The 23,107-nt window shown below is 45.3% G+C and carries 25 protein-coding genes and 1 pseudogene; all 26 read left to right on the top strand.

The window, feature by feature from the left end; all coding sequences use genetic code 11:
• The first annotated feature begins 194 nt into the window (after positions 1-194).
• Complete coding sequence (locus WKK05_RS03490; RefSeq protein ID WP_341528419.1) at positions 195-752, top strand: DsbA family protein; 558 nt, start codon at positions 195-197, stop codon at positions 750-752.
• A 114-nt stretch (positions 753-866) separates the two neighbouring features.
• Positions 867-1,679 carry an alpha/beta hydrolase gene (locus WKK05_RS03485; protein WP_341528418.1) on the top strand — a complete coding sequence of 271 codons (813 nt, stop codon included), beginning with the start codon at positions 867-869 and terminating at the stop codon, positions 1,677-1,679.
• Positions 1,680-1,756: 77 nt separating this feature from the next.
• Positions 1,757-2,371: pseudogene (locus WKK05_RS03480) on the top strand (DNA starvation/stationary phase protection protein).
• Positions 2,310-2,846: a cupin domain-containing protein gene (locus WKK05_RS03475; protein ID WP_341528417.1), complete on the top strand. Its 537-nt coding sequence runs from the start codon at positions 2,310-2,312 to the stop codon at positions 2,844-2,846. The pseudogene WKK05_RS03480 and the gene WKK05_RS03475 overlap by 62 nt, the downstream one beginning before the upstream one ends.
• 210 nt (positions 2,847-3,056) lie before the next feature.
• Entirely contained in the window at positions 3,057-3,467 is a 411-nt protein-coding gene (locus WKK05_RS03470) for a nuclear transport factor 2 family protein (RefSeq protein ID WP_341528416.1), read from the top strand.
• 62 nt (positions 3,468-3,529) lie between these two features.
• Positions 3,530-5,125: a GMC family oxidoreductase N-terminal domain-containing protein gene (locus WKK05_RS03465; protein ID WP_341528415.1), complete on the top strand. Its 1,596-nt coding sequence runs from the start codon at positions 3,530-3,532 to the stop codon at positions 5,123-5,125.
• A 20-nt stretch (positions 5,126-5,145) separates the two neighbouring features.
• Positions 5,146-5,580 carry an SDR family NAD(P)-dependent oxidoreductase gene (locus WKK05_RS03460; protein ID WP_341528414.1) on the top strand — a complete coding sequence of 145 codons (435 nt, stop codon included), beginning with the start codon at positions 5,146-5,148 and terminating at the stop codon, positions 5,578-5,580.
• 318 nt (positions 5,581-5,898) lie between these two features.
• Complete coding sequence (locus tag WKK05_RS03455; protein WP_341528413.1) at positions 5,899-6,285, top strand: hypothetical protein; 387 nt, start codon at positions 5,899-5,901, stop codon at positions 6,283-6,285.
• Between the two features lie 229 nt (positions 6,286-6,514).
• Positions 6,515-7,030 (top strand): SgcJ/EcaC family oxidoreductase, encoded by a 516-nt coding sequence (locus WKK05_RS03450; RefSeq protein ID WP_341528412.1) that lies wholly within the window; start codon positions 6,515-6,517, stop codon positions 7,028-7,030.
• A gap of 149 nt (positions 7,031-7,179) precedes the next feature.
• The gene (locus tag WKK05_RS03445; RefSeq protein WP_341528411.1) at positions 7,180-7,929 is read left to right on the top strand and encodes a glucose 1-dehydrogenase; all 750 of its coding nucleotides are present in this window, start codon (positions 7,180-7,182) and stop codon (positions 7,927-7,929) included.
• Between the two features lie 19 nt (positions 7,930-7,948).
• The gene (locus WKK05_RS03440) at positions 7,949-8,599 is read left to right on the top strand and encodes an MOSC domain-containing protein (protein WP_341528410.1); all 651 of its coding nucleotides are present in this window, start codon (positions 7,949-7,951) and stop codon (positions 8,597-8,599) included.
• A gap of 57 nt (positions 8,600-8,656) precedes the next feature.
• Entirely contained in the window at positions 8,657-9,526 is an 870-nt protein-coding gene (locus WKK05_RS03435; RefSeq protein WP_341528409.1) for an alpha/beta hydrolase, read from the top strand.
• A 197-nt stretch (positions 9,527-9,723) separates the two neighbouring features.
• Positions 9,724-10,290, top strand: coding sequence for a ferric reductase-like transmembrane domain-containing protein (locus WKK05_RS03430; protein WP_341528408.1), 567 nt, complete (start codon positions 9,724-9,726; stop codon positions 10,288-10,290).
• Positions 10,291-10,367: 77 nt separating this feature from the next.
• Positions 10,368-11,393 (top strand): WD40 repeat domain-containing protein, encoded by a 1,026-nt coding sequence (locus WKK05_RS03425; protein WP_341528407.1) that lies wholly within the window; start codon positions 10,368-10,370, stop codon positions 11,391-11,393.
• Between the two features lie 72 nt (positions 11,394-11,465).
• Entirely contained in the window at positions 11,466-12,353 is an 888-nt protein-coding gene (locus tag WKK05_RS03420) for an alpha/beta hydrolase (protein WP_341528406.1), read from the top strand.
• 136 nt (positions 12,354-12,489) lie between these two features.
• Complete coding sequence (locus WKK05_RS03415) at positions 12,490-13,485, top strand: alpha/beta hydrolase (protein WP_341528405.1); 996 nt, start codon at positions 12,490-12,492, stop codon at positions 13,483-13,485.
• Positions 13,486-13,761: 276 nt separating this feature from the next.
• A complete protein-coding gene (locus WKK05_RS03410) occupies positions 13,762-14,223 on the top strand; it encodes a DUF6130 family protein (protein ID WP_341528404.1) in 462 nt (153 codons plus the stop codon).
• A 170-nt stretch (positions 14,224-14,393) separates the two neighbouring features.
• Positions 14,394-14,738 (top strand): DUF302 domain-containing protein, encoded by a 345-nt coding sequence (locus tag WKK05_RS03405; RefSeq protein WP_341528403.1) that lies wholly within the window; start codon positions 14,394-14,396, stop codon positions 14,736-14,738.
• Between the two features lie 58 nt (positions 14,739-14,796).
• Positions 14,797-15,438, top strand: a complete 642-nt coding sequence (locus tag WKK05_RS03400; RefSeq protein ID WP_341528402.1) for an MOSC domain-containing protein — start codon at positions 14,797-14,799, stop codon at positions 15,436-15,438.
• 209 nt (positions 15,439-15,647) lie between these two features.
• Positions 15,648-16,364: a dienelactone hydrolase family protein gene (locus WKK05_RS03395; RefSeq protein WP_341528401.1), complete on the top strand. Its 717-nt coding sequence runs from the start codon at positions 15,648-15,650 to the stop codon at positions 16,362-16,364.
• A gap of 145 nt (positions 16,365-16,509) precedes the next feature.
• Positions 16,510-17,157 carry a cysteine hydrolase gene (locus WKK05_RS03390; protein WP_341528400.1) on the top strand — a complete coding sequence of 216 codons (648 nt, stop codon included), beginning with the start codon at positions 16,510-16,512 and terminating at the stop codon, positions 17,155-17,157.
• Between the two features lie 28 nt (positions 17,158-17,185).
• On the top strand, positions 17,186-17,551 hold the full coding sequence (locus WKK05_RS03385; protein ID WP_341528399.1) for a hypothetical protein: 366 nt from the start codon (positions 17,186-17,188) through the stop codon (positions 17,549-17,551).
• 141 nt (positions 17,552-17,692) lie between these two features.
• Positions 17,693-19,087 (top strand): mercuric reductase, encoded by a 1,395-nt coding sequence (locus WKK05_RS03380; protein ID WP_341528398.1) that lies wholly within the window; start codon positions 17,693-17,695, stop codon positions 19,085-19,087.
• A 75-nt stretch (positions 19,088-19,162) separates the two neighbouring features.
• Positions 19,163-20,098, top strand: coding sequence for an L-lactate dehydrogenase (locus WKK05_RS03375; RefSeq protein WP_341528397.1), 936 nt, complete (start codon positions 19,163-19,165; stop codon positions 20,096-20,098).
• Between the two features lie 71 nt (positions 20,099-20,169).
• Positions 20,170-21,224, top strand: a protein-coding gene (locus WKK05_RS03370) for an IS630 family transposase (RefSeq protein ID WP_341525019.1) whose coding sequence is annotated in 2 segments (ribosomal slippage) — positions 20,170-20,562 and positions 20,565-21,224 — 1,053 coding nt in all. Because the reading frame shifts where the segments join, the coding sequence is not laid out codon by codon here.
• 340 nt (positions 21,225-21,564) lie between these two features.
• Positions 21,565-23,007, top strand: coding sequence for an alpha-L-fucosidase (locus tag WKK05_RS03365; protein WP_341528396.1), 1,443 nt, complete (start codon positions 21,565-21,567; stop codon positions 23,005-23,007).
• Positions 23,008-23,107: the final 100 nt, after the last annotated feature.

Genomic DNA, 23,107 nt, shown 5'->3' with positions numbered 1-23,107 from the left:
ATTGGCTTTAAACTCCAACTAAAGTTGGAGACAACCTTCCACTGCGAGATGGATAGGTTCATCCATCACTCGATTGTAAAAAAATGCCAACCCAGAGTGGACGACAAGAAAGGGTCAATTGTCTATATTGAATCCATAGCAATATAGATGCAGTTGGTTTGTGAGGCTTAAGTTTGCTTAATACAAACCGAAAGATGACTTACAACCGTGATAATCGTTCTCTATTCGTTCTGCCTTCAACCCAGGATCATATCCAAGGTGTACTGAACGCTGCTGTAGTATTCGTCATGTATGGAGATTATGAATGTTTTCAAAGTGCCAACGTCTATCGATTGATTAAAGTTGCTCAACAGCGATTGAAGGGTTCATTTGGAGAAAACAATTTAGGTTTTATCTTCCGGCATTTTCCTCAGATACAGATTCATCCACATGCTCAACGAGCAGCAGAAGCTGCTGAAGCCGCAGCGGCTCAAGGGCAGTTTTGGCAAATGCATGAAATATTGTTCATTCATCAACAAGAGTTAGAGAATGGCTATCTAGTAGAGTACGCCAATCGTTTAGGACTTGATATTTCTCGATTTTTGCAGGATTTGTCCAGGGGAACGTATGTTGAGCGGATCAATGCGGATATCGAAGGTGGACTGCGAAGTGGAGTGGAGGCTGCACCCGCTTTGTTTATTAATGGAATTCGCTATCTTAATTGCTGGACTGTTGAGCAGATAATGGCAGCCATTGTTGCTGCAAATGATTAAGCTTTTTGATTCTTATTCCAACAAGTATTTCAGCAGGGAGTATTTCATAATTTCTATACGAACGACAATAACCAGAGATTTCAGCAATTTAGCAAGAATACAGAGGTGATCGCAATGATGGTTTTTACGTGGAAAAAAATTCAAAAATTGTTGCTGTGGTTATTTGCATTAAGTGTTGTCGTTGGAATATCAATGCATCCAACACCAGCCTCTTCCAGAGAATTACCTCAAGCGTCCAACTCTAAACCTGCGATCGTTCTCGTTCATGGGGCTTTTGCTGACGGTACATCATGGCAACACGTCATTCCATTGTTAGAGCAGGATGGCTACAGAGTGACTGCTGTGCAGATTCCGCTCACTTCTCTTGCTGATGATGTAGCGACAACGAAGCGGGTGATTAATAATCAAAAAGGTTCCGTTGTTTTGGTCGGACATTCCTATGGTGGAAATGTAATCACGGGTGCGGGGGCTGGCAATCCACAGGTGAAAGCTCTGGTTTATGTTAATGCTTTTGCACCAGATGTCGGTGAAAAGACGAGTGATTTGAATAAAAGGTACGCAGCACCTCCGATTAGTAAGGCAATTGTATCTGATGCTGCAAACTTTCTCTATATTGATCGCGGGAAGTTTCACGAATTTTTTGCCCAAGACGTATCAAAGGCTGAGGCGCGAGTGATGGCAGCAACCCAAAAGCCGATCGCCAGCGCCGCGTTTGAGCAATCAGTGAATGAAATCGCCTGGAAAAAAATTCCTTCTTGGTTTCTGGTGACTCAAAGCGATCGAGCCATCAACCCTGAACTTCAACGATTTATGGCTAAACGGATTAATGCTAAGACAACCGAAGTTAACTCCAGTCATGTTCCTTTTATCTCTCATCCAAAAGAAGTTACCAAAGTGATTGAAGCAGCAAGCACTGCTGTGAAGTAATGGCAATTTTAAGAGAAACAGTTTCTCGGTACATACAAATAAAACAGACCTAATTATTGATTCTAGGAGACCCGATCGTGCCGACTCAAAATACAGGCATCACTGAAGTTGATCGCAGTCAACCCTTACTTCATCAACATGGATATGAAATTCAGCAGTATGGTACTCTTCGTGATTTGCCAATTGTTCTCAAACCCGATACCCGCAGCGAAAGCTGTGTTTTAGTCAATCAAATTTTGGCAGATACGATTATTCTCTATCACCTTTACAAGAAACATCACTGGTTGATGCGCGGACATACGTTTTATCAACTGCATCTGTTGCTCGACAAACACGCCAGCGAACAAATTGAGTTAATTGATGCACTAGGTGAACGGGTACAAACACTCGGAGGCGTGGCGTAGACGCTTTGCGGCTTGTCATCAGACATCGCTGACCCGCGTCATGTAGCAGAAGTCACTAAGATTGAGCGTCCGCCCAACGGTGTTGAGGAAGTACCCGTGATGTTGTCGCGGTTACTGGAAGCCCACGAGTTAATCATTGGGGAATTGAGAGTGGCGATCGATAAAACGGCAGCGAATCAAGATAGCGGCACGAATGATTTGTTGGTGAGTCAAGCATTACGAACGAATGAGATGCAGGTTTGGTTTCTTGCAGAACATTTGGTGGATACCCCGCTGGTACGCAGTTAGTTTCAATCAGTCAGGATTTTTTATTAACAGGAGCAAACTCATGACACAATCTTTCTGGCTTTTGGGCAGTCGTATCACCATCCATGCCGATCACACGACAACTGGTGGTCAGTACGACCTAATTGAGGGTTACAACTCTCCAGGTACACAAACACCCCTCCATCGCCATACACACTATTCCGAACAAATTTATGTGCTGGAAGGAGAGTTAACTGTCTGGGCGGGTAATGACAAGGTGGTGCTAACCCCTGGTGAAAGCTATCTGATTCCTCCTGGCACACCTCATGTGGCCGCCACACTCGGTGATAAACCATCGCGTTCATTAGTCGTTGCTGCACCCAGCGGTTTTGCTGGGCTGATCGAAGCAGTGGGGACGCAAGATGAGACAGAACCAACAGACCTGGCGCTATTTGAACGAATGGCTGCGGAAAACGGTGATGAATTGCTGGGTCCGCCCGGAACCCTACCCTCTTAGGTACATCCCAGAATGGCACTAAGATAACGGCAAACCCACTATATATCAGGCTTTTGGGTGTGGGGTGTCGGGTGTTGGGTGTAGTGAGGAAAAAATTTATTTCTATCCCCACTCATATTTACTTTTCTTGATCTTTCCCTACACCCAGCCCAGGCGAGCTTTCAGCTTTTCTTAGTGCCATTCGGTACATCCCATATGACCAGTAACACTATGATCGATATTCAGAAGAGTTGGACTCAAGCCTTTGCTGATCAGTCAGAAAGCTCATTCGCAGACGCTTTTGCTGATAACGTCGTACTTGAAGCCAGCGTGCTAGTTCGTCCAATCGAGGGGCGAGATTGTGTGAAAAGTATCATGGCTACTGCCAGCAAAGTTTACGAGGCGCTCACCTTCACTCACCAAGTTGAGAGCGATCAGCAAACATATCTGGAGTGGGACGCGAAAGCTTTCGGCGGACAGACTCTTTCTGGCGTAACAATCCTCACCAAGAACCCGGACGGTCTGATTGTCCATATTGCAATTCATCATCGCCCCCTCAGTGCCGTACTCCGTTTCTCTATCGAGCTACGTGACCGTCTGAAGAGCAAGATCAAGCTGGACTATTTCTACGCAGGAAAGTAGGGCTACTTCTGTTCATCCCTAATTCCATCAATCCGTTGCAGGCAGCAAAGGAGAGTTTCGTGATGCAATATGACTACATTGTAATTGGTGCAGGGTCAGCAGGCTGCGTGGTTGCTAACCGTCTGACAGAAAACGGTGACACAACCGTGTTATTACTCGAAGCTGGCAACCCAGATACTAAACCGGAGATTCACATCCCGTCGGAATGCCTCAGCTTACTAGGCTCTGAAGTTGACTGGGCATACTTCTCAGAGCCAGAACCCTACCTGAATAACCGCAAAATCTTTTGTCCCCGTGGCAAAGTCCTGGGCGGCAGCAGTTCGATTAATATCATGATTTATCTGCGAGGCAATTCTCACGATTATGACCACTGGCAGTCATTGGGCAATCCCGGTTGGTCGTACCTTGATGTCTTGCCCTACTTCAAGAAATCAGAACACTTCTCACGAGGCGCGTCTGAATTTCACGGGGTCGATGGAGAGTTGAGCGTCACCGATCTAATTGCACCTGCTGTGGTATCCCAACGTTTTGTAGACGCAGCAGTGGAACTAGGATATGACCACAATCCCGATCCCAATGGAATGCAGCAGTCAGGAGCAGGACTCTATCAGTTGACGATCAAGGATGGTAAGCGCCACAGCGCCGCCGCTGCCTTCCTGCTACCCATTTTCCAGCGTCCCAATTTGACTGTAACCACAGGAGCGTTGGTAACTCGCTTGTTGTTTGAGGGTACTCGCACTATTGGGGTAGAATACCTGCACGAGGACATGCTGCACCAGGTTAGGGTAAACTCCGAAGTGATTTTAAGCGCTGGCGCGTTCGATTCGCCCAAGCTACTGATGCTTTCCGGTATTGGTGATGCAGAACACCTGCAAGCGATGGGAATTCCGGTAGTGGCTGATTTGCCGGGTGTCGGTCAAAACCTCCAAGACCACCCTGTTGTGTCCGTGGCACACGAGGCAACTCAGGATTTACACACGGCAAGCAGCAGTAGTGTCGCTGAAGCTGGCTTGTTTTTGCATACTCCGGGTAATCTGGATGCCGCGCCAGATTTACAGTTTCTCTTCGGCCCGGTTGTGTTGGCACCGCCTGGTTATGCCCACTCTGGTTTAGGATTTACAAGTTTCGTCTGTTTAACTCATCCTCAAAACATTGGTAGTGTCAGTTTGCGTTCCCCCGACCCCAAAGACACACCGATGATTCAAATGAACTTTCTCCAAAGTGAAACTGATGTGCAAAAGTTCGTTGTCGGGATTAAATTACTCCGTAACTTGTTCGGTGCAAGTGCTTTGGATGAGTTTCGCGGTAAGGAAATCGCTCCGGGTGCTGACAAGCAGAGTGATGCAGCACTCGAAGCTTACATTCGGGACACTTGCAGCACTGTGTGGCATCCGGTTGGCACTTGCAAAATGGGCATTGACCCAATGGCAGTGGTCGATCCTGAGTTGCGGGTACATGGGGTTGAGGGATTGCGAGTTGTTGATGCTTCCATCATGCCAACAATCACCACGGGAAATACGAACGCACCGACCATCATGATTGGTGAAAAAGCAGCTGATTTAATTAAAACAAGTTGCACTCGACAAACTCTTCTCGTTAAGCACAAAGTACAAAATTCAGCCAACTCAACTTATCTAGAAGTCAGCGATCGCTCCTAACATCTATAAAGGAACACGCAATGACACGAATTACCACACCATTTGGACGGCACTCTACCGCCTCTGAGGTAGCACAGGGAATCGATCTCTCTGGCAAACAGGCGATCGTCACGGGAGCAGCATCGGGTATCGGTGTAGAAACGGCGCGGGCGTTGGCTCACGCTGGAGCCGAAGTTACGTTGGCTGTGCGTAACGTCGATGCTGGGGCAAAGACGGCGGCTGACATCACTGCTACCACTGGGAATCAAAATATTCACGTTGCCGAACTTGACCTGACCGACCGAGGAGCGATCGCTAAATTCATTGCCGCGTGGAATGAACCACTACATATCCTCGTCAACAACGCAGGGGTAATGGCATTGCCTGAACAGCATACACCCGAAGGCTGGGAGATGCAGTTTGCCACCAACCACCTCGGACACTTCACTCTAACACTCGGACTCGAATGTCACTAAGAAAACGTGAAATCTCGCTAGGGCAGGGTGTTGGGGGCAGGGTGTAGGGTGTGGTGTTTAAGACAATTAAACTTTAGTTGCGTCAAGGAGTTCAACATTTTCTTGATTTCCCACACCCTACACCCCACACCCCACACCCCACACCCAAAAGCCAGTTATATAAGGGGTTTACGCTTAACTTAGTGCCATTCCACTCGGACTCCACGATGCTCTGGCGGCGGACGGTGCTGCGCGCATCGTGTCTGTCAGTTCTAGCGCCCACATGCTCTCGCCGATTGTATTCGATGATATCCACTTCGCGTTCCGTCCCTACGATCCGTGGTTGGCATACGGGCAGTCCAAGACAGCGAACGTACTTTTCGCGGTCGCTGCTACTGGGCGCTGGTTCAGGGATGGCATTACTGCCAATGCTTTGATGCCTGGAGCGATCGCCACCAATCTCCAACGCCACGTTGGTGGTATCCAGACCCCACCGGATCTGCGGAAGACACCGGAACAGGGTGCTGCCACCTCTGTTCTCCTGGCAACCTCCCCCTTAGTGGAAGGCATTGGTGGTCGCTACTTCGAGGACTGCAACGAAGCCACGATCGTTACCCAGCGAACCAAAGACTACAGTGGTGTTGCCCCTTACGCCCTCGACACGAACAACGCCGATCGCCTTTGGGAGGAATCGTTGCGTCTGCTCGCTTGATCTGGTGTTTTTGAACAGGAAAATCGCGATCGCGACAATAAAGCCATTTTCTCAAGCAGGAGTCATTGCACAAGTAAACAATGATTATTGATGTGCTTGTAAACAACGCAGGTTATGCATTGCTGGGTGCTGTTGAGGAAGTGAGCGATCGGCAAATCCGCGACCAAGATGATTTTCAGAGTTCATAACACCCTCTATGCCGCTTGAAAACTGGTCTATTACTTAAAAGGAAAACTCAAAACTATGAATTCACAAACAGCTCAAACCACCACTACTGCTGACGAGTCGGCAATCCGTGCTTTCCCTCACCAGATGATTGATGCTTGGAATCGAGGTAGCGGCGAAGGCTTCGCTGCCCCATTCAGCGAAACTGCCGATTTCATCACGTTCGAGGGCACGCATCTCAAGGGTCGAAAAGAAATCGCTGCATTTCATCAGCAAGCGTTCGACACAGTTGTCAAAGGAACACGCCTGGAGGGTGAGGTGGATTTTGTCCGCTTCGTGAACTCGCAACTCGCGCTCATGCTTGTAGTTATCAGGATAATACTGCCCGGACAAACCGAAACTTCAGCGTCACGAGATTCGCTGCCACTATACGTCGTAACGAAAGGTGACGAAGGTTGGCAGATCGAAGGGTTACTCAATACCCGGAAGTTAACCCTAGAACGTCAATTCTTCTTAGACGACTTTGACTCACTGAGCGCAGAGGCTCAACGTCAAGTTACCGACCTCGTTGCAGGTCTCAAGCAGCGTCATTAAGCAGCTCAATCAAAGGAGATGTAAGAAATGGCACTAAGTTAAGATACAGCCCTTGCCCCAACTGGTTAAGAGCCTCCAGGCCGGGAACGAGTATACAATAAGTCTTTGGGCTTTACAAGCGTGCCATTCGGGGCAAACCAATTTAACCTATGAAAAAACTAGAAGGAAAAATCGCCCTTGTCACGGGTGGCAACAGTGGTATCGGTCTTGCCACAGCCAAACAGTTTGTTGCTGAAGGTGCCTATGTCTACATCACAGGTCGTCGCCAAGTCGAACTGGATGCTGCGGTGGAAGCCATTGGTAAAAATGTTACAGCTGTACAGAGCGATGTTTCTAATCTGGCAGACCTTGATCGTCTGTTTGCCACCATTAAGCAAGAGCAAGGACACCTCGATATCATCTTCGCTAATGCTGGCGGTGGACAAATTGCCCCACTTGGAGCAATCACTGAGGAACACTTTGACAAAACATTCAACATAAACGTCAAAGGTTTGCTGTTCACTGTACAAAAGGCGCTGCCACTGTTACCAGAGGGCGCTTCTATTATCCTGAATGCTTCGACTGCTTCTATAAAAGGTACGCCAGCTTTCAGTGTTTACAGCGCCACCAAAGCCGCCGTGAGATCATTTGCTCGGAATTGGATACTCGACCTCAGAGAACGCAAGATCCGAGTGAATGCCATTAGCCCTGGTGTGGTTCCGACTCCTGGTTACGATCATCTGGGACTGAATGACCAGCAGTTGCAAGAATTCGTGGACAGCCAAGCTAGCACCATCCCACTGGGACGAGTCGGCAGACCCGATGAGATTGCCAAAGCCGTTGTCTTTCTTGCTTCAGATGACAGTAGCTTCGTGAACGGCATTGAGTTGTTTGTCGATGGCGGTATGGCACAGATTTGAAGTCCAAGAAGGGTTAAAGATGAAGCTGATCTCTGTTAATGTCGGCCTGCCGCGTGAAGTGACCTGGAAAGGAAAACCCGTCCGCACTGGAATTTTCAAAGAGCCAATCAATTCGAGAGTGATGGTGCGTGAACTCAATTTAGATGGCGATCGCCAAGCTGATCTCACCGTTCATGGCGGAGTAGATAAAGCCGTCTATGTTTATCCTTTTGAGCATTACGACTACTGGCGAGATGAATTGCCTGACACAGAGTTAACGCCAGGAATCTTTGGTGAAAATTTCACAGTTACAGGATTTCAAGAAGAGGAAATTAACATTGGCGATCGCTTCAAAATTGGCAGTGCTGAATTAATGGTGACTCAACCGCGCTTACCCTGCTACAAACTAGGGATTCGCTTTGGGCGATCGGATATGGTGAAACGATTTCTCGCCAGTCGTCGCACCGGATTTTACTTTCGGGTTTTGCAAGAGGGCGAAGTTGGAGTCGGAGACACTTTAGAGTTGATGAGTCGAGATACCAACAACATTACTGTTGCTAATATCATTCAGCTTTATGTTCGTGAGCGAAACAATCCAGAGTTACTGCATCGTGCTGCTCAACTTGAAGCCTTACCTGAAAGCTGGCGGGACTACTTTCAAGAGCAAATCCGTCGTCAGGATGTGAGATAGATCAACCTGTCGTAAAACGCCATCATGTCACTTTTATCACTTACAAGGAGTAATCCCATGACGACATATCGCACAGTTTCAATCGATGGTTTAGATATCTTCTACCGTGAAGCTGGTTCTCGTAATAATCCGACGATTCTGTTATTGCACGGCTTTCCAACTTCCTCTCATATGTTCCGCAATCTCATACCTGCCCTCGCTGATAAATTCCATCTCATTGCTCCTGACTACCCTGGCTACGGCAACAGTTCGATGCCAACTGTAAATGAATTTGAATACACGTTTGATCGCTTGGCTGAGATTGTGGAAAAATTTATTGCTGCGATCGAGCTCAAAAAGTACAGCCTTTATGTGATGGATTATGGTGCACCGATTGGCTATCGGATTGCTGCTAAATATCCAGAGCGCGTGCAATCTCTGATTGTTCAAAATGGCAATGCTTACGAGGAAGGTCTACGCGAATTCTGGGAGCCGATTAAGGCATACTGGCAAGAGCGATCACCTGAAAATGCCCAAAAGCTCAAATACCTTTTCACTCTAGAAGCAACGAAGTGGCAATATACCAATGGTGTTCATAATTTAGAAGCAATTAGTCCCGATACCTGGACGGTGGATCAACATTTCCTCGACCGTCCCGGAAACGAAGAGATTCAACTGGCGCTGTTTTATAGCTATGGCAGCAATCCACCGCTCTATCCCCAATGGCAGGAGTATTTCCGCCAGTATCAACCTCCTACCCTGATTGTTTGGGGCAAGAACGACTACATCTTTCCTGCTGACGGTGCTTATCCCTACCAGCGTGACTTGAAAGACGTTGAGTTCCATCTATTCGATACCGGACATTTTGCCCTGGAAGAAGATGGGGATGCGATCGCAAACTATATCGATCAATTTCTCACATCACGACTGCAATCCGTTCTCACCTGATCGGTGGAAATGATGGATTATCCCAGTATGGCTCATGCTCAGGTATAAACCTTGGAATAACAATACCTTCGCCAAAAAAAGAGTATGAACAGAGACGATTGATGTAGTAAAGATCGGCTGGAATTGTCAAAAAATGACCAAATAAAAAATACCTACCTTTGTAAGGGCTTTTATTGAAAAATTAAGGAGGATTGGTCATGGCAGCAATCGATACAGCACCGTTAGAAAACAGCCTGGGATTTCTAGCTTTAGGAGCTTATATTCTCACCTTAATGCCCACGAATCTCAGAATCATTTTTCCTCAAACTAAACAAGCGAACCTTCCTAAATGGCTGTTAAAATATCGACGACTTATCGGTATTCTGGCTTTCTGCTTGGCTTTGCTTCACGGTTTCCTCTTAGTGAAAAAGAGAGACCTTGATTTTTTAGATCCCAATACCTATTGGATTTATATCCAAGGTGTATCTACCTTCATAATTTTTACCCTATTGGCAATTACCTCTAATGACTGGAGTGTCAAAAGGCTGAAAAAAAATTGGAAGCGATTACATACCCTGGCTTACTTAGCTATGTTCCTGCTCACTTGGCACGTTTGGGACAAAATGTTAGAGCATTGGAGCTATTTAACCCCGATTGGGCTAGTAGGGATTGTCACGACAACCCTTTTATTTCTGATGCGATGCTGGATTGAACATCGGAATAAACAACAAAAAGCGAAAGGAAAAGTGTTCTCATCTCAAATTCCAGAAAAAATTACTCTATAGTACCGCTAGTCTCCGACACCGTTACGCAGTGGGTGCAAGCCAGATTATTCTCCCACTCGCACAAGGAATGTCCTGTTATGAGATCGAAACAAATTACCTGGAAATCTTCAGCAGCATTAGCAATCAGCACCCTAACGATCTTGCTTGGTAGTAGCAGTTGTGCTAGCCTATTGTCTTCCTTCGGAAACGCTAGTGTTGCTACTATCTCTGTTGCAACCATTCAACCCTTACGTTCTGTCCAAGGAAATTCAACTTGGGTTTACGCGATCGCAATCAGCCCTGATGGACGCTTCCTCGCCAGTGGCAGTTACGATAAAAAAGTTAAAATTTGGGATCTGCCTAGTAACACCTTACTCTATACTTTAAAAGGACACGGCGATGCAGTGGTAAGCCTTGCCATCAGTCCAGATAGCAAGCTGCTCGCTAGTGGCAGTTGGGATAACCGGATTAAACTCTGGAATTTAGAGACGGGACAACTGCTTCGTACCCTAGATGGACATACAGATGATGTAGAAGCTGTTGCCATCAGCCCCAACGGAAAATGGTTAGCCAGTGGTAGTGCTGACACAACCATCCGCATCTGGAACGTGCAGACTGGCGTACAAGTTCATCAGTTATCGGATGGAAAATGGGTAAGAACTGTTGCTTTTAGTCCGGATGGGCAGACCTTAGCTAGTGGCAATGAGGGTGGTACAGTCAAAATTTGGCGGCTCACGGATGATGCTGTTGTAAAAACCTTGAATGCTCATTCACAAGCCGTGCGCTCAGTGACTTTTAGCCCTGATGGACGCACTTTAGCGAGTGGCAGTGCTGATAGGACAGTCAAACTCTGGCAAATGCCCACTGGTAAATTGTTGCACTCCCTAATTGGACATGATGGAGTTGTGTGGTCAGTGGCTTTCAGTCCCGATGGCAAGAGATTAGCTAGTGGTAGCAATGATAGCACTATCAAGTTATGGGGGTTGCCTGAAGGCAAACTCTTGGAGAATTTGATCGGGCATGAGCGAGGCGTGCGGTCAGTAGTTTTCAGTCCGCACGGAAACATAATAGCCAGCAGCAGTGCCGACAAAACTATCAAATTCTGGTCTCTTCCTAAAGAGTGACAAGAAACTTTAATAAACAAGATCAACTATTTCTGATTCTATTGAACGGTTTGAATTCAAAAGAGTAAACGCATGACCACTTATCGCACAGTATCGATCAATGGTTTAGATATCTTTTATCGTGAAGCTGGTTCTCGCGATCATCCGACGATTCTGCTACTGCACGGCTTTCCCACCTCGTCCCATATGTTCCGCAATCTAATCCCGGCATTGGCAGATCAATTCCATCTGATTGCACCTGATTATCCTGGTTTTGGCTATAGTTCCATGCCAACGGTGGATGACTTTGATTACACCTTTGATCGCCTTGCCGAAGTGATGGCAGGCTTTGTCGATGCGATCGGATTGAAACGCTATAGCCTTTATTTAATGGATTATGGCGCTCCGATTGGCTATCGATTGGCAGTACAGAATCCAGAGCAGATTGAGACGCTGATTGTGCAAAATGGCAATGCCTACGAGGAAGGACTTGGTGATTTCTGGAAGCCCATGCGCGCTTTTTGGCAGAATAAGACACCCGAAAATAGCGATCGCGTACGACAGGCTCTGGCAAGCAAGGGCGCAAAATGGTATTACATCACTGGAGCTAGGAATCTAGAAAACATCAGTCCCGATACCTGGACTCTGGATCAGGCACTCCTTGATCGCCCTGGCAATATAGATATTCAATTGGCATTAAAATACGACTACCAGTCCAATGTGCGGTTATATCCACAATGGCAAGCTTACTTGCGCCAATATCAACCACCAACGCTAATTGTATGGGGCAAAAATGACCAGGGCTTTTTAGTCGAGGGAGCTTATGCCTACAAACGCGACTTAAAAAACCTGGAGTTTCATTTGTTTGATACGGGACACTTTGCTCTGGAAGAAGATGGGGATGCGATCGCAGACCATATTCAACGGTTTCTGACCACTCACCTTGTAGAGAACACCAAGCTAACCAGTAATAACAAATAGTTTTGGCTCTTAAACGATGTCAATATAAAGTGATTGTCATTACTACAATTACTACTTATCAAGCAACAGTGTTAAATCAATTAACTTAACAGCGCCATCTCAACAGATTGTTTACAAGTTATTAAAGGAGAATGTCATGGTTGCTCAAGCAAACTCGCAAGCAGCAAAAATTCTGGAAGTTGCCGACGATCCACGTCTTTCCAAAGGAACGAAGGAATTTTTGAAAGTGCTAAATTCAGGGGGTGTGGCGCTGGAGAAACTCACTCCACTCGAAGCACGTCAAGTCCTTGTAGATGCACAGGCTTCTGTTCCAGTAGACCTTTCAGGCATTGAAGAGTCCCAAAAGACGATTACTGCTGAGGGTTATTCAATTACCCTTGATATTGTACGACCATTAGGGGTCAAAGGCACATTGCCTGTTTTCATCTTTATTCATGGTGGTGGTTGGGTGCTGGGTGATTACCCAACACACAAGCGCATGGTTCGCGATCTGGTTGTGCTTTCAGGGTTTGCAGGTGTTTTTGTCAACTACACTCGTACGCCAGATGCTCAATACCCACAGGCAATCAATGAGATTTATGCTGCAACCAAATGGGTTGCCGAGCATGGTGAGGAGATTGGGGTGGATGGCAAGAATTTGGCAGTCGTTGGCAACAGCGTCGGCGGTAACATGACAACTGTCACTGCTTTGAAGGCGAAAGAAAAAGGAGGGCCACACATCAAGCTGCAAATCCTGATGTGGCCCATTGTAGATGCGGATTTTGAAACGAATTCTTATCACGAATTTGGCGATCGGCGTTTTCTGACTATACCAACGATGAAGTGGATGTATGATATGTACATTGCTGACCCAGAAAAGCGCAAAGACATCTATGCTTCTCCCCTACAGGCGACGGTTGAGCAACTCAAAGGCTTGCCTCCGGCGTTAATTGTGGTTGCAGAGAGCGATATCTTGCATGACGAGGGCACAGCCTATGGACGTAAGCTTGATGAAGCTGGGGTCGAGGTAACAACTGTGCAGTACAACGGTATGATTCATGACTTCGGACTACTGAATGGTTTAGCAGAGTTGCCCGAAACCCGTTCTCTGTTTGTTCAAGCTGCTGCCCAATTGAAGAAATATCTGCAATAGGATGCGATCAATCTTTTTCGGGAAAGGAAAAAAGTTATACCAATTCACAATGGACTATGCCCCGCTACGCTGTTTTCATGCTCAAAGGGCTGTACGCAATTAAAAAACTCAGATGCAGCAAAGCTTTCAGGGTTTGCATTTGTATCAGATTTTTCGTGAAATGGTATTAGCGTAGGGGAAAAGAGTAAAGCAACTTGCCCCAGGAAGATCCTAAAGCATTCGCAACTGCGGTCTGGGAACTCGCATCAAAGAAACGTTAATGGCTTCTCTGGAGCGATGACTCTGCGCCGCTTCACCTTCAAATGGATCGTTATAAAAACTACTCTCAGGTACTTACCTGCTATGAACAGCCGCACACCGAGCGCTAGGGACATTATTGGCCCGTCACCGTTGATTGCGATTGAAAACGAAGCACCACCCAAGCTGATTGTCGATCCACCGCTTCCCGAACCACTAGCCCAGGGTCGCGTCTTTATCCAGTACCGGACGGAGAATTTGCGTGTGTTGCCAGTGTTTGGCAAAGGTGCCCTCAAAGTATCTCCGCGCATCGGTCATATCCACATCACCGTTGACGATGCACCGTGGCACTTTGTCGATGCCAGTGGGGAAACGATCATCCTGGTCGGACTGGAACCTGGCGCGCACAAAGTACTGATTGAACTAGCTGACCCTATGCACAAAGTAATCACTAGCGAAACTGTGGAGTTCACCCTGCCCGATCCGAAGAAATCATCATGAAAAAACTAGACGGAAAAATCGCAATTGTGACGGGGGCATCTAACTACTTTTTCCGACCTCAATCTTTGAGAAGCCGAAGCAACGACAATATTACCTAATTTTTATCCTGCAAGGAGTCCACTGCTATGAATGCAAACAACGGCATTATCAACCAGTCCAGCCAGTATTCAGTGCCCGCAACCATTGATCGCTTTGCAGCCATCCTTCAAGCAAAAGGTATCACCATTTTTGCCCGCATCGATCAACAGGCTGAAGCCGAAAAAGTCGGACTTAGCCTATCTCCGACACAATTATTGCTGTTTGGCAACCCGAAAGCCGGAACTCCCCTCATGGTTGCAGAACCAACGATCGCTCTGGATTTACCTCTAAAAGTGCTGGCATGGGAAGCGACTGACGGCAAGGTGTGGGTGAGTTACAACGATCCCAATTACTTAAAACAGCGCTTTTCTCTCTCCGATGAGTTGGTGAAGAACATCGCTATCATTGCACCTTTAATCCATCAAGTACTTCTTTAATTAACTTATTTTTTGATTCAATTTAAATACTTGACTATTGACCTAATTTAAATTTCTTATGAAACTCATCTCTGTAAACGTCGGACTGCCGCATGAAGTGGCCTGGAAAGGGAAAACAGTTAGCACTGGAATTTTTAAAGAACCAGTTAGCGATCGCGTCATGGTGCGATCGCTCAATTTAGATGGTGATAAACAAGCCGATCTCACCGTTCATGGAGGAGCAGACAAAGCAGTTTATGTCTATCCCTTCGAGCATTACGATTACTGGCGAGGTGAATTGCCTGACACAGAGCTACCGCTAGGCATCTTTGGTGAAAATTTTACCACCACTGGACTCAGAGAAGAGGAAGTGAACATTGGCGATCGCTTTTATATCGGCACTGTAAAACTGATGGTCACACAACCTCGCTTACCCTGTTACAAACTGGGGATTCGGTTTGGACGACCTGATATCATTAAACAATTTCTTGCAAGTCGTAGAACCGGATTTTACTTTCGTGTTTTGCAAGAGGGCGAAGTCGGAGCCGGAGACACTTTAGAGTTGGTGAGCCGGGATAGCAACAATATTACTGTTGCTAATATCACTCAGCTTTATACTCGTGAGCAGAACAATCCAGAGTTACTTCAGCAAGCTGCTCAACTTGAAGCCTTACCCGAAAGCTGGCGCGACTACTTTCAGGAGCGAATTGCACTAAGTTAAGATACAGCCTTTGCCGCAACTGGAACAAGCCTCCAGGCTGGGAAAGCATTCTCTGAGGCTCCGCCTCCACTTTTTTGACGAGAGGCAGCAGCCATTCAGAATACGCCCCCAGCCTCCATAAATCTTTGGGCTTTTCTTAATGCCATTCCATTCAGCAACATTGTTTAATTTGGTCAAAGTCTAAATAGCAAATCGTTAAAAAGGACACCATGACAACTCAAAATGTAACCATTCCAGCCTTGTCTGGGGGCAGTTTTAGCGCCTATCTAGCAACACCCAGTACTCAGCCTGATGCAGGGATTGTGCTGATTCAAGAAATTCTTGGGGTCAATACTAATATGCGTCAAATTGCCGATGATTATGCTAAGTCCGGCTATTTGGTGCTTGTACCAGATTTGTATTGGCGGCTGGAACCCGGTGTGCAACTTGATGCTGACGATAAGGATCAGTTGACTAAAGGTTTTGAGTTACTCCAAGCATTTGATGTAAATAGCGGCGTAGAAGACCTAAAAGCAAGCCTGTCTTTTCTGCGGCAGTATCCCAGCAGCACAGGCAAGGTCGGCAGCGTGGGCTTTTGTTTGGGCGGCAAACTGGCATATTTCATGGCAACACGTACTGATGCAGATGCCAATGTTAGTTACTACGGTGTCGACATTGACAAGAATTTAGCAGAGGCGACAAAAATTCAGAAACCTCTGATATTGCATCTGGGTGAAAATGACGAGTTTGTGTCACCAACTGCTCAAGCGTCCATTCAGCAAGGAATGAAAGACAACCCCCTGGTAACAATCTATCGCTATGAAGGAGTGAGTCATGGGTTTAATCGCGTGGGTAGTTCCGCTTATCGCCAAGAAGCCGCAGAATTAGCACGTGATCGCACATTGGCGTTTTTGAAACAGCATTTAGGCAGTGGTGTCAAAGTCTGAAATAGGGCTACTGACCGATAATTTGCCCACCTTGATCGCTCTAGCAACCAAAATATTCTGATTCTGAATCACTGGAAAAATGCTGCATATCGCAGATGGTTTTTAAGAAAGAGAACGGTGAAAATCAATAAGCAAGGAAAAAAGCATGAACATCAACAAGAATGACACCGCAGTAGTCGTCATCGATCCGCAAAACGATGTCTTGAGCGAAAAAGGGGTTTCCTGGGATTTGGTGGGTGAGAGTGTTAAGGATAACAATACAGTCGAGAACATCGAGCGAATCTTCAAAGCCGCAAAGCAGAATGAATTCGAGGTTTTTATCTCCCCTCACTATTACTACCCCACCGATCATAATTGGAAATTTGCCGGCAACCTAGAGCAAATGATGCTTGAGGTTAAGGAGTTTGATCGCCGTGGCGCGTTAAGCCTTGATGGATTCTTGGGATCGGGTGCTGACTGGCTTGATCGCTACAAGCCCTTCATTGAGGATGGTAAGACGATTGTGGCCAGTCCCCACAAAGTCTATGGGCCGCAAACTAACGACCTCGTTTTGCAACTGCGTAAACGCAAGATCAGCAAAGTTATTCTACTTGGAATGTTGGCAAATCTTTGTGTTGAAGCTCACCTACGCGAATTGCTCGAACAGGGATTCCAAGTCGTTGTCGTCAAGGATGCAACAGCTGCTCCTCGACATCCGCAACTGGGTGATGGCTATAAGGCAGCACTGATCAACTTTGGGTATATCGCCAATGCAGTCCTTTCTACAGATGAAGTTCTAGCAGCAATCAAGTAATGTCAAACTCATTAATTTTACAACACTCATGAAAACATCTGCGTTACTTCTTGCTCTGCCAATTAGTATCTTAGCTAATTTTTCCTTAAGAGCTTCTGCTGATTCTACTGCTGGCATCATCCTGAGTACAAAATGCCAGGGTCGGTACAACATCAATATTTGGCAGAATTATACGAACGGTGAACTACTCTATCGCGCGACCAGTCCCAACGGTAATTTAAGTTTGGGCAAAGGAACTAGCCAAGCGACAGAAGGTGTTCGAGTGTATAAGTTTCGGAGTGGAATTTATGAATATTGGGTGTGGGATGGCACGTTAGATAACCCGCAGTCTGGAACTTTAGAGGTGTATAAAAATAACCGTATTTTGATGAAGCAAGCTTGTAGAAAAAGTTGAATCTTCTTGCGGGTGTTAGCACTTTTGGGAAATCCAGCTAAGGCAAATACGTTATCGCTAAAACCCTCTTAGTCAGCCAGTTTTTTCTGAAATTTATAACACCTTCTAGAAATCGTATTCACCCGATCAAACCCAAAGGATATGGAAGTAGACACTCAACACTATGACGACATTATTATCGGCGGTGGCAAGGCGGGTAAAACACTTGCACCAGCGTTAGTCGCTGACGGACGTAAAACCGCTCTGGTTGAACGCAGCTTAAACATGATTGGTGGCGGGTGCATTAATATTGCCTGCATTCCTACTAAAACTATGGTGGCGAGTGCCAATGTGGCAAATACAGTGCGAAACAGTGCCGTTTATGGTGTTAAAGCTAATACACCCAGCGTTAATTTAGCAGAGGTGATCCAACGAAAACGATCGGTTGTGCAAGGGATGCGTGAAATGAACTTGCACAATTTAGAAACTGCTTTGGGTCACGAACTGATCATTGGTACAGCCCGCTTTGCTGCTCCCAAAACGATCGCAGTAACGACAACTGAGGGGAACAATCGCTTACTTACCGCCGAACGCTTATTTATTAATACAGGCACACGACCGTTAATTCCATCCATTCCCGGACTCACAGAAGTTGAGTTTTTAACGAGTGAGTCGATTATGGAGCTAGAATACCTGCCTGAACACCTGATCGTTCTCGGTAGTGGCTATATTGGTTTAGAGTTTGCCCAGATGTTCCGGCGCTTTGGCTCTGGTGTTACTGTCATTGGGCAAAGTGAGCAAATCCTGTCACAGCAAGATCCAGATATAGCGATCGCAGTCCAAACATTGCTGGAACGAGATGGTATTGAATTCTTGTTGAAGGCGAAGGTGTTGAGGGTTAATCGCACTGGTAATGAAACCATTCTTCAAATCCAAGTTGGCGATCGTGAAATCACCCTCCAGGGGTCGCATTTGCTCGTCGCCGTTGGTCGTGCGCCCAATACCGATAGCTTAAATTTAGCTGCTGCTGATGTGGTAACTGATACACGCGGATTTATTCAAGTTAACGATCGCTTAGAGACGAATATTCCGGGGATTTGGGCGTTAGGCGACATCAACGGCGGCCCACAATACACTCATATATCGCTCGATGATTATCGCATTATCAAAGCTAATTTAATTGATGGGGGCAACCGTAGTACACGGGATCGATTGGTTCCATCGTGTCTGTTCATCGATCCAGAATTGGCTCATGTGGGTTTGACTGAAACTGAAGCACAGCAACAAGGATATGCTATCCGCGTGGCGAAGGTGGATGCGTCAGCTGTTCCTAGAGCGAAAACACTCGGTAAAACTGATGGGCTTCTCAAGGCGATCGTGGATGCAGATACAGGTCGTATTCTAGGGTGTTCCCTGTTGTGTCATGAAGCAGGTGAAGTGATTTCAACGGTGCAGATGGTGATGCAAGCTCAGATGCCGTACACCGTTCTACGCGATGGTATTTTGACTCATCCCACGATGACCGAAGGATTAAATATATTGTTTTCCAAGTTGTAAGGAGGCAGCAATTGCAGACCCAAGGAATTAGCAAACAAACGACATTTCACTCTTGAAAAAAGTAGATATAGCATCATGAGTAAAACATCTAAAGTCGGTATTATTGGTGCAGGTAATGTAGGTGCAGACGTTGCAAATGCTTTAGTTCTACTCGGTAGATGTGTAAGGGTTGTCCTTTTTGACCGAACCTTATCAAAAGCTGAAGGGCAAGTATGGGATATCGAAGACAGCATTCCCCTACTTAAAGAGATGGAGATCATACCATCAAATCAGTATGAAGATTTAGCTGATTCAGATATCATTATTGTGACTGCTGGGGTGCAGCCGAAACTTGGACAGACCCGATTAGATACATTGAGCGACAATGCAGAGATTATACGTTCGACAATCAAAGAATTGGATCGAGTTGCACCGAATTCAATCGTAATTATCATTAGCAATCCAGTGGATGTACTCACGCGGATTGCGATCGCTACTTCCACCAGAGCAGAAAACCTAATTTTCGGTTCCGGAACTGTTCTTGATACTGCTAGACTGAGATATCAGCTTGGAAAGCGACTGAATGTTGCAAAACAAGACATTCATGCTTATGTGATTGGAGAGCATGGAGACAGTCAATTTGTCGTTTGGTCTAGTGCATTTATTGGGGGAATTCTGTTAACAGAATTTCCTATACCACAAGGAGCAACGCTAGAACAAATTCAGCAAGAGTACGCACAGTTAGCTCGTAAACGAGGCCATAACATTTTTGAACGCAAAGGAAATACAAGCTATGGTATATCAACAGTAATTTGTCAGTTAGTTGATACCATCCTGCGAGATGAAAAGCAGATATTTCCAGTATCGGCCAGAGCAGATTCTAACTATGGAGTTGGCAGTGAAGTTGTTCTTGGACTTCCATGTATCATTGGCTCAACAGGTATTGAGCGCCAACTGTTGTTATCAAGAAATACTCATGAACAACGCTTATTAGAAGAATCAGCCAACAAACTCAATGAAGCCCATAAGTAGGTAGGTGCCAAAAAAGTCAGCTATGTTAAGATATGTAAAGACTGATAATGCATCTACAAGGTAGTTGGTGTATGGGTGCGCGTTTAAGGGTATTTCTGACTCCTGAGCAAGACCAAACTTTACTAAATCTGAGAAAACAGGATGTACCACAGAAAGTCAAAGACAGGGCGGAAATAATCAGGCTAAATGCACATGGTTGGTATGTAGAGAAGATAGCAGATCACTTTGATTGTCACAAAAAAACAGTCACAAAAGTTTTGCATCAATGGCAAAAACTGGGCACAGAAGGGCTTTGGGAATCTCCTGGGCGAGGGGGGAAACCAAAGTGGCTTGAGGATGACATGATATTTTTAGAAGAATGCCTCAGAAACGAGCCACGCACATACAATAGTTCTCAGTTAGCTTTGAAGTTGAAAACAGAACGCAACGTTGAGATGAGTGCCGACAGATTAAGACGGGTACTCAAAAAAAGGGGGTCGATTGGAAACGGACAAGGAAAAGCCATAAAGGAAAACAAGACCCAGTAGCACGAGCAAACAAGCAAGCAGACCTAGACATGTTGGAATTAGCTGCTGCCACTGGTGAAATAGACCTGAAATACCTAGACGAGTCAGGGTTCTGTATGTGGAGCGAACCTAGTTATACATATTACTTTAGAGGTGAGCAAAAACGGTTAGAACAGACTAAACGCCGTGGTCGCAGATTAAGTATTATCGGGCTTCTCCAACCTTTAATCAGTTTTGTTTACGGTTTAGTTATCGGTGGTGTTGACCGTAAATCTTATATAGAAATGATGGAGAAAGAAGCCAAACAAGCCCAAGAAACTGGACGTATCAGCGTGATTGTGCAAGATAACGGGCCAATACATCGCTGCCAAGAAGTTCAACAATTGTGGAAAAAATGGGAAAGTCAGGGTTTGTACATCTTTTTTCTCCCGAAATATTGCTCAGAAATGAATCCAATTGAATTGGAATGGCAACATCTCAAGAAAGATGAGTTATCCGGGCAAGCATTTGATGATGAGCTAGATCTCGCTTACGCCGTCATCAATGGTGTTCAAGCTAGAGGAAAAAAAAACAATCACAACACACATCGTGTAAAATTTAGCTCTAGATTATCAACTTAAGATTTTGTTACATAGTAGAAAATTTCGGTGCCTACCTACTTAATTTTTTGCATAATTAAAATCAATTGGGTGCGGCTATGGTTGAAAATACAGTATCCTGAACAATGCTTTTGCCAAAATAAGAGCCTACAAAAATTCGGGCAAAAATGCAAAAATGAGCTATACATAAGCGTTTAAGTTGAATATCAGTAGAGATTACTCAGGAAATAAATAGCTTTAGTTTTACTATTTGATAGGCTTAAACTTAATATGCGGTGTTTCTTGATACAAATAGCAACTAATATTGCTAAGTATATTTTCGTTCTAAAGTTTGAGAACTTTGTCAATAAGGAACCTTGTAATGATTAAGTTTTTAGTACGTGCGCTGTTTGCTACATTATCGTTAACTGTATTTTTGAACTTGTTCACTTCTGTTGCTCTTGCACAAAGAACTTATGAGCCAACAACTGAATCACTATCGAAGCATGAAGTTCCAGACTGGTTCAAGGATGCGAAACTCGGAATTTTCATCCATTGGGGGGTATATTCTGTACCTGCCTATGCACCACTAACTGGGGAATTGAACAAGGTTGTTGCAGAGCGTGGTTGGGAGTATTGGTTTGAGAACAACCCTTACTCGGAATGGTATTACAACTCCATGAAACTTGAGGGCAGCCCTACCTATAACTACCATCGTACAACCTATGGTGAAGGCTTCACCTATGATGACTTTATTCCTAGATTCAATGCAGCCATAACAAATTGGAACCCCTCAAAATGGGCAAAATTATTTTCTAAAGTGGGTGCGCGATACGTTGTACTAACAACGAAGCATCATGATGGCTTTTTGTTGTGGCCTAGTAAAACTATAAACCAGCCAGGGCGAGTGGCAACACGCGATATTGTAGGCGAACTAACACAAGCTGTTCGCCAAGAAGGTATGCGTATGGGTGTGTATTACTCTGGTGGTCTTGATTGGTCTTTCAAAGATACAACAATCACAGACTTCAATACGCTAGTGGAAGCAATTATTCAGGAAAAAGCCTATGCAGATTATGCGAATGCTCATTGGCGCGAATTGATTGACCGCTATCAGCCATCTATATTATGGAATGATCTTGGCTACCCTATTGGGCAAGCAAATGAAATTATGGCCTACTTTTACAATCGTGTACCCGATGGTGTGGTGAATGACCGTTTTGATTTAGGTGGTCAGTTAGGGTTGCACTTTGACTTTTCCACACCTGAGTACAGCCAACTCACACAAATAGAACCTCTTAAATGGGAAAGTACAAGGGGTTTAGGTTATTCATTCGGCTATAACCAAAATGATACTGATTTGAACATGATTTCGGTAGATGAACTAGTTGACTTATTTGTAGATATTGTTAGTAAAAATGGGAATTTATTGCTGAACATTGGCCCAAAGGCTGATGGTTCAATATCCGAAGTACAGCTTGAAAGATTAGAAGGCTTGGGTAAATGGCTAGATGTGAATGGTAAAGCAATCTTTGGCTCACGCTATTGGATACGAGCAGAAGATTTAACTCCAGAACGTATTCGACTGCGTTACACCACTAATAAAGGAAAATTATATGCGATATTGCTTGATGAGCCAACGCTTGGGAAGGTTACTATTCCAGGAATAATTTTGCCGAAAAAAGCAAATATTACGATGCTAGGTGTTGGAGGTAAACTGGAGTGGCAGCAGTATGGACAAAATTTATCTATAGTCCTACCCCACAAGTCTTTAGTTAAAAAATCATCAGCTTACACATTAGAGATTAGCTCTATGCCTTTATAATCTGATTCAGAAGTTAAAAACATCTTTGATTAAAGAAGAAACAAGAGACTTGTCCAAAATATTAGCTTAGGAAAAGAAAAATGGTAAAACGTTTAATTGA

The organism is Nostoc sp. UHCC 0302 (assembly GCF_038096175.1).
Classification (GTDB): domain Bacteria; phylum Cyanobacteriota; class Cyanobacteriia; order Cyanobacteriales; family Nostocaceae; genus UHCC-0302.
This window is presented reverse-complemented; position numbering and strand designations above follow the sequence as displayed.

Bases quoted from the DNA above. Each gene is read 5' to 3' on its own strand.
- WKK05_RS03420 (WP_341528406.1), top strand. From the start codon at position 11,466: ATGACCACTTATCGCACAGTATCGATCAATGGTTTAGATATCTTTTAT.
- WKK05_RS03440 (WP_341528410.1), top strand. From the start codon at position 7,949: ATGAAGCTGATCTCTGTTAATGTCGGCCTGCCGCGTGAAGTGACCTGG.
- WKK05_RS03365 (WP_341528396.1), top strand. From the start codon at position 21,565: ATGATTAAGTTTTTAGTACGTGCGCTGTTTGCTACATTATCGTTAACT.
- WKK05_RS03475 (WP_341528417.1), top strand. From the start codon at position 2,310: ATGAGATGCAGGTTTGGTTTCTTGCAGAACATTTGGTGGATACCCCGC.
- WKK05_RS03435 (WP_341528409.1), top strand. From the start codon at position 8,657: ATGACGACATATCGCACAGTTTCAATCGATGGTTTAGATATCTTCTAC.
- WKK05_RS03485 (WP_341528418.1), top strand. From the start codon at position 867: ATGATGGTTTTTACGTGGAAAAAAATTCAAAAATTGTTGCTGTGGTTA.
- WKK05_RS03465 (WP_341528415.1), top strand. From the start codon at position 3,530: ATGCAATATGACTACATTGTAATTGGTGCAGGGTCAGCAGGCTGCGTG.
- WKK05_RS03395 (WP_341528401.1), top strand. From the start codon at position 15,648: ATGACAACTCAAAATGTAACCATTCCAGCCTTGTCTGGGGGCAGTTTT.
- WKK05_RS03460 (WP_341528414.1), top strand. From the start codon at position 5,146: ATGACACGAATTACCACACCATTTGGACGGCACTCTACCGCCTCTGAG.
- WKK05_RS03385 (WP_341528399.1), top strand. From the start codon at position 17,186: ATGAAAACATCTGCGTTACTTCTTGCTCTGCCAATTAGTATCTTAGCT.
- WKK05_RS03445 (WP_341528411.1), top strand. From the start codon at position 7,180: ATGAAAAAACTAGAAGGAAAAATCGCCCTTGTCACGGGTGGCAACAGT.
- WKK05_RS03410 (WP_341528404.1), top strand. From the start codon at position 13,762: ATGACTCTGCGCCGCTTCACCTTCAAATGGATCGTTATAAAAACTACT.
- WKK05_RS03400 (WP_341528402.1), top strand. From the start codon at position 14,797: ATGAAACTCATCTCTGTAAACGTCGGACTGCCGCATGAAGTGGCCTGG.
- WKK05_RS03415 (WP_341528405.1), top strand. From the start codon at position 12,490: ATGGTTGCTCAAGCAAACTCGCAAGCAGCAAAAATTCTGGAAGTTGCC.
- WKK05_RS03375 (WP_341528397.1), top strand. From the start codon at position 19,163: ATGAGTAAAACATCTAAAGTCGGTATTATTGGTGCAGGTAATGTAGGT.
- WKK05_RS03430 (WP_341528408.1), top strand. From the start codon at position 9,724: ATGGCAGCAATCGATACAGCACCGTTAGAAAACAGCCTGGGATTTCTA.
- WKK05_RS03390 (WP_341528400.1), top strand. From the start codon at position 16,510: ATGAACATCAACAAGAATGACACCGCAGTAGTCGTCATCGATCCGCAA.
- WKK05_RS03490 (WP_341528419.1), top strand. From the start codon at position 195: ATGACTTACAACCGTGATAATCGTTCTCTATTCGTTCTGCCTTCAACC.
- WKK05_RS03470 (WP_341528416.1), top strand. From the start codon at position 3,057: ATGATCGATATTCAGAAGAGTTGGACTCAAGCCTTTGCTGATCAGTCA.
- WKK05_RS03450 (WP_341528412.1), top strand. From the start codon at position 6,515: ATGAATTCACAAACAGCTCAAACCACCACTACTGCTGACGAGTCGGCA.
- WKK05_RS03380 (WP_341528398.1), top strand. From the start codon at position 17,693: ATGGAAGTAGACACTCAACACTATGACGACATTATTATCGGCGGTGGC.
- WKK05_RS03425 (WP_341528407.1), top strand. From the start codon at position 10,368: ATGAGATCGAAACAAATTACCTGGAAATCTTCAGCAGCATTAGCAATC.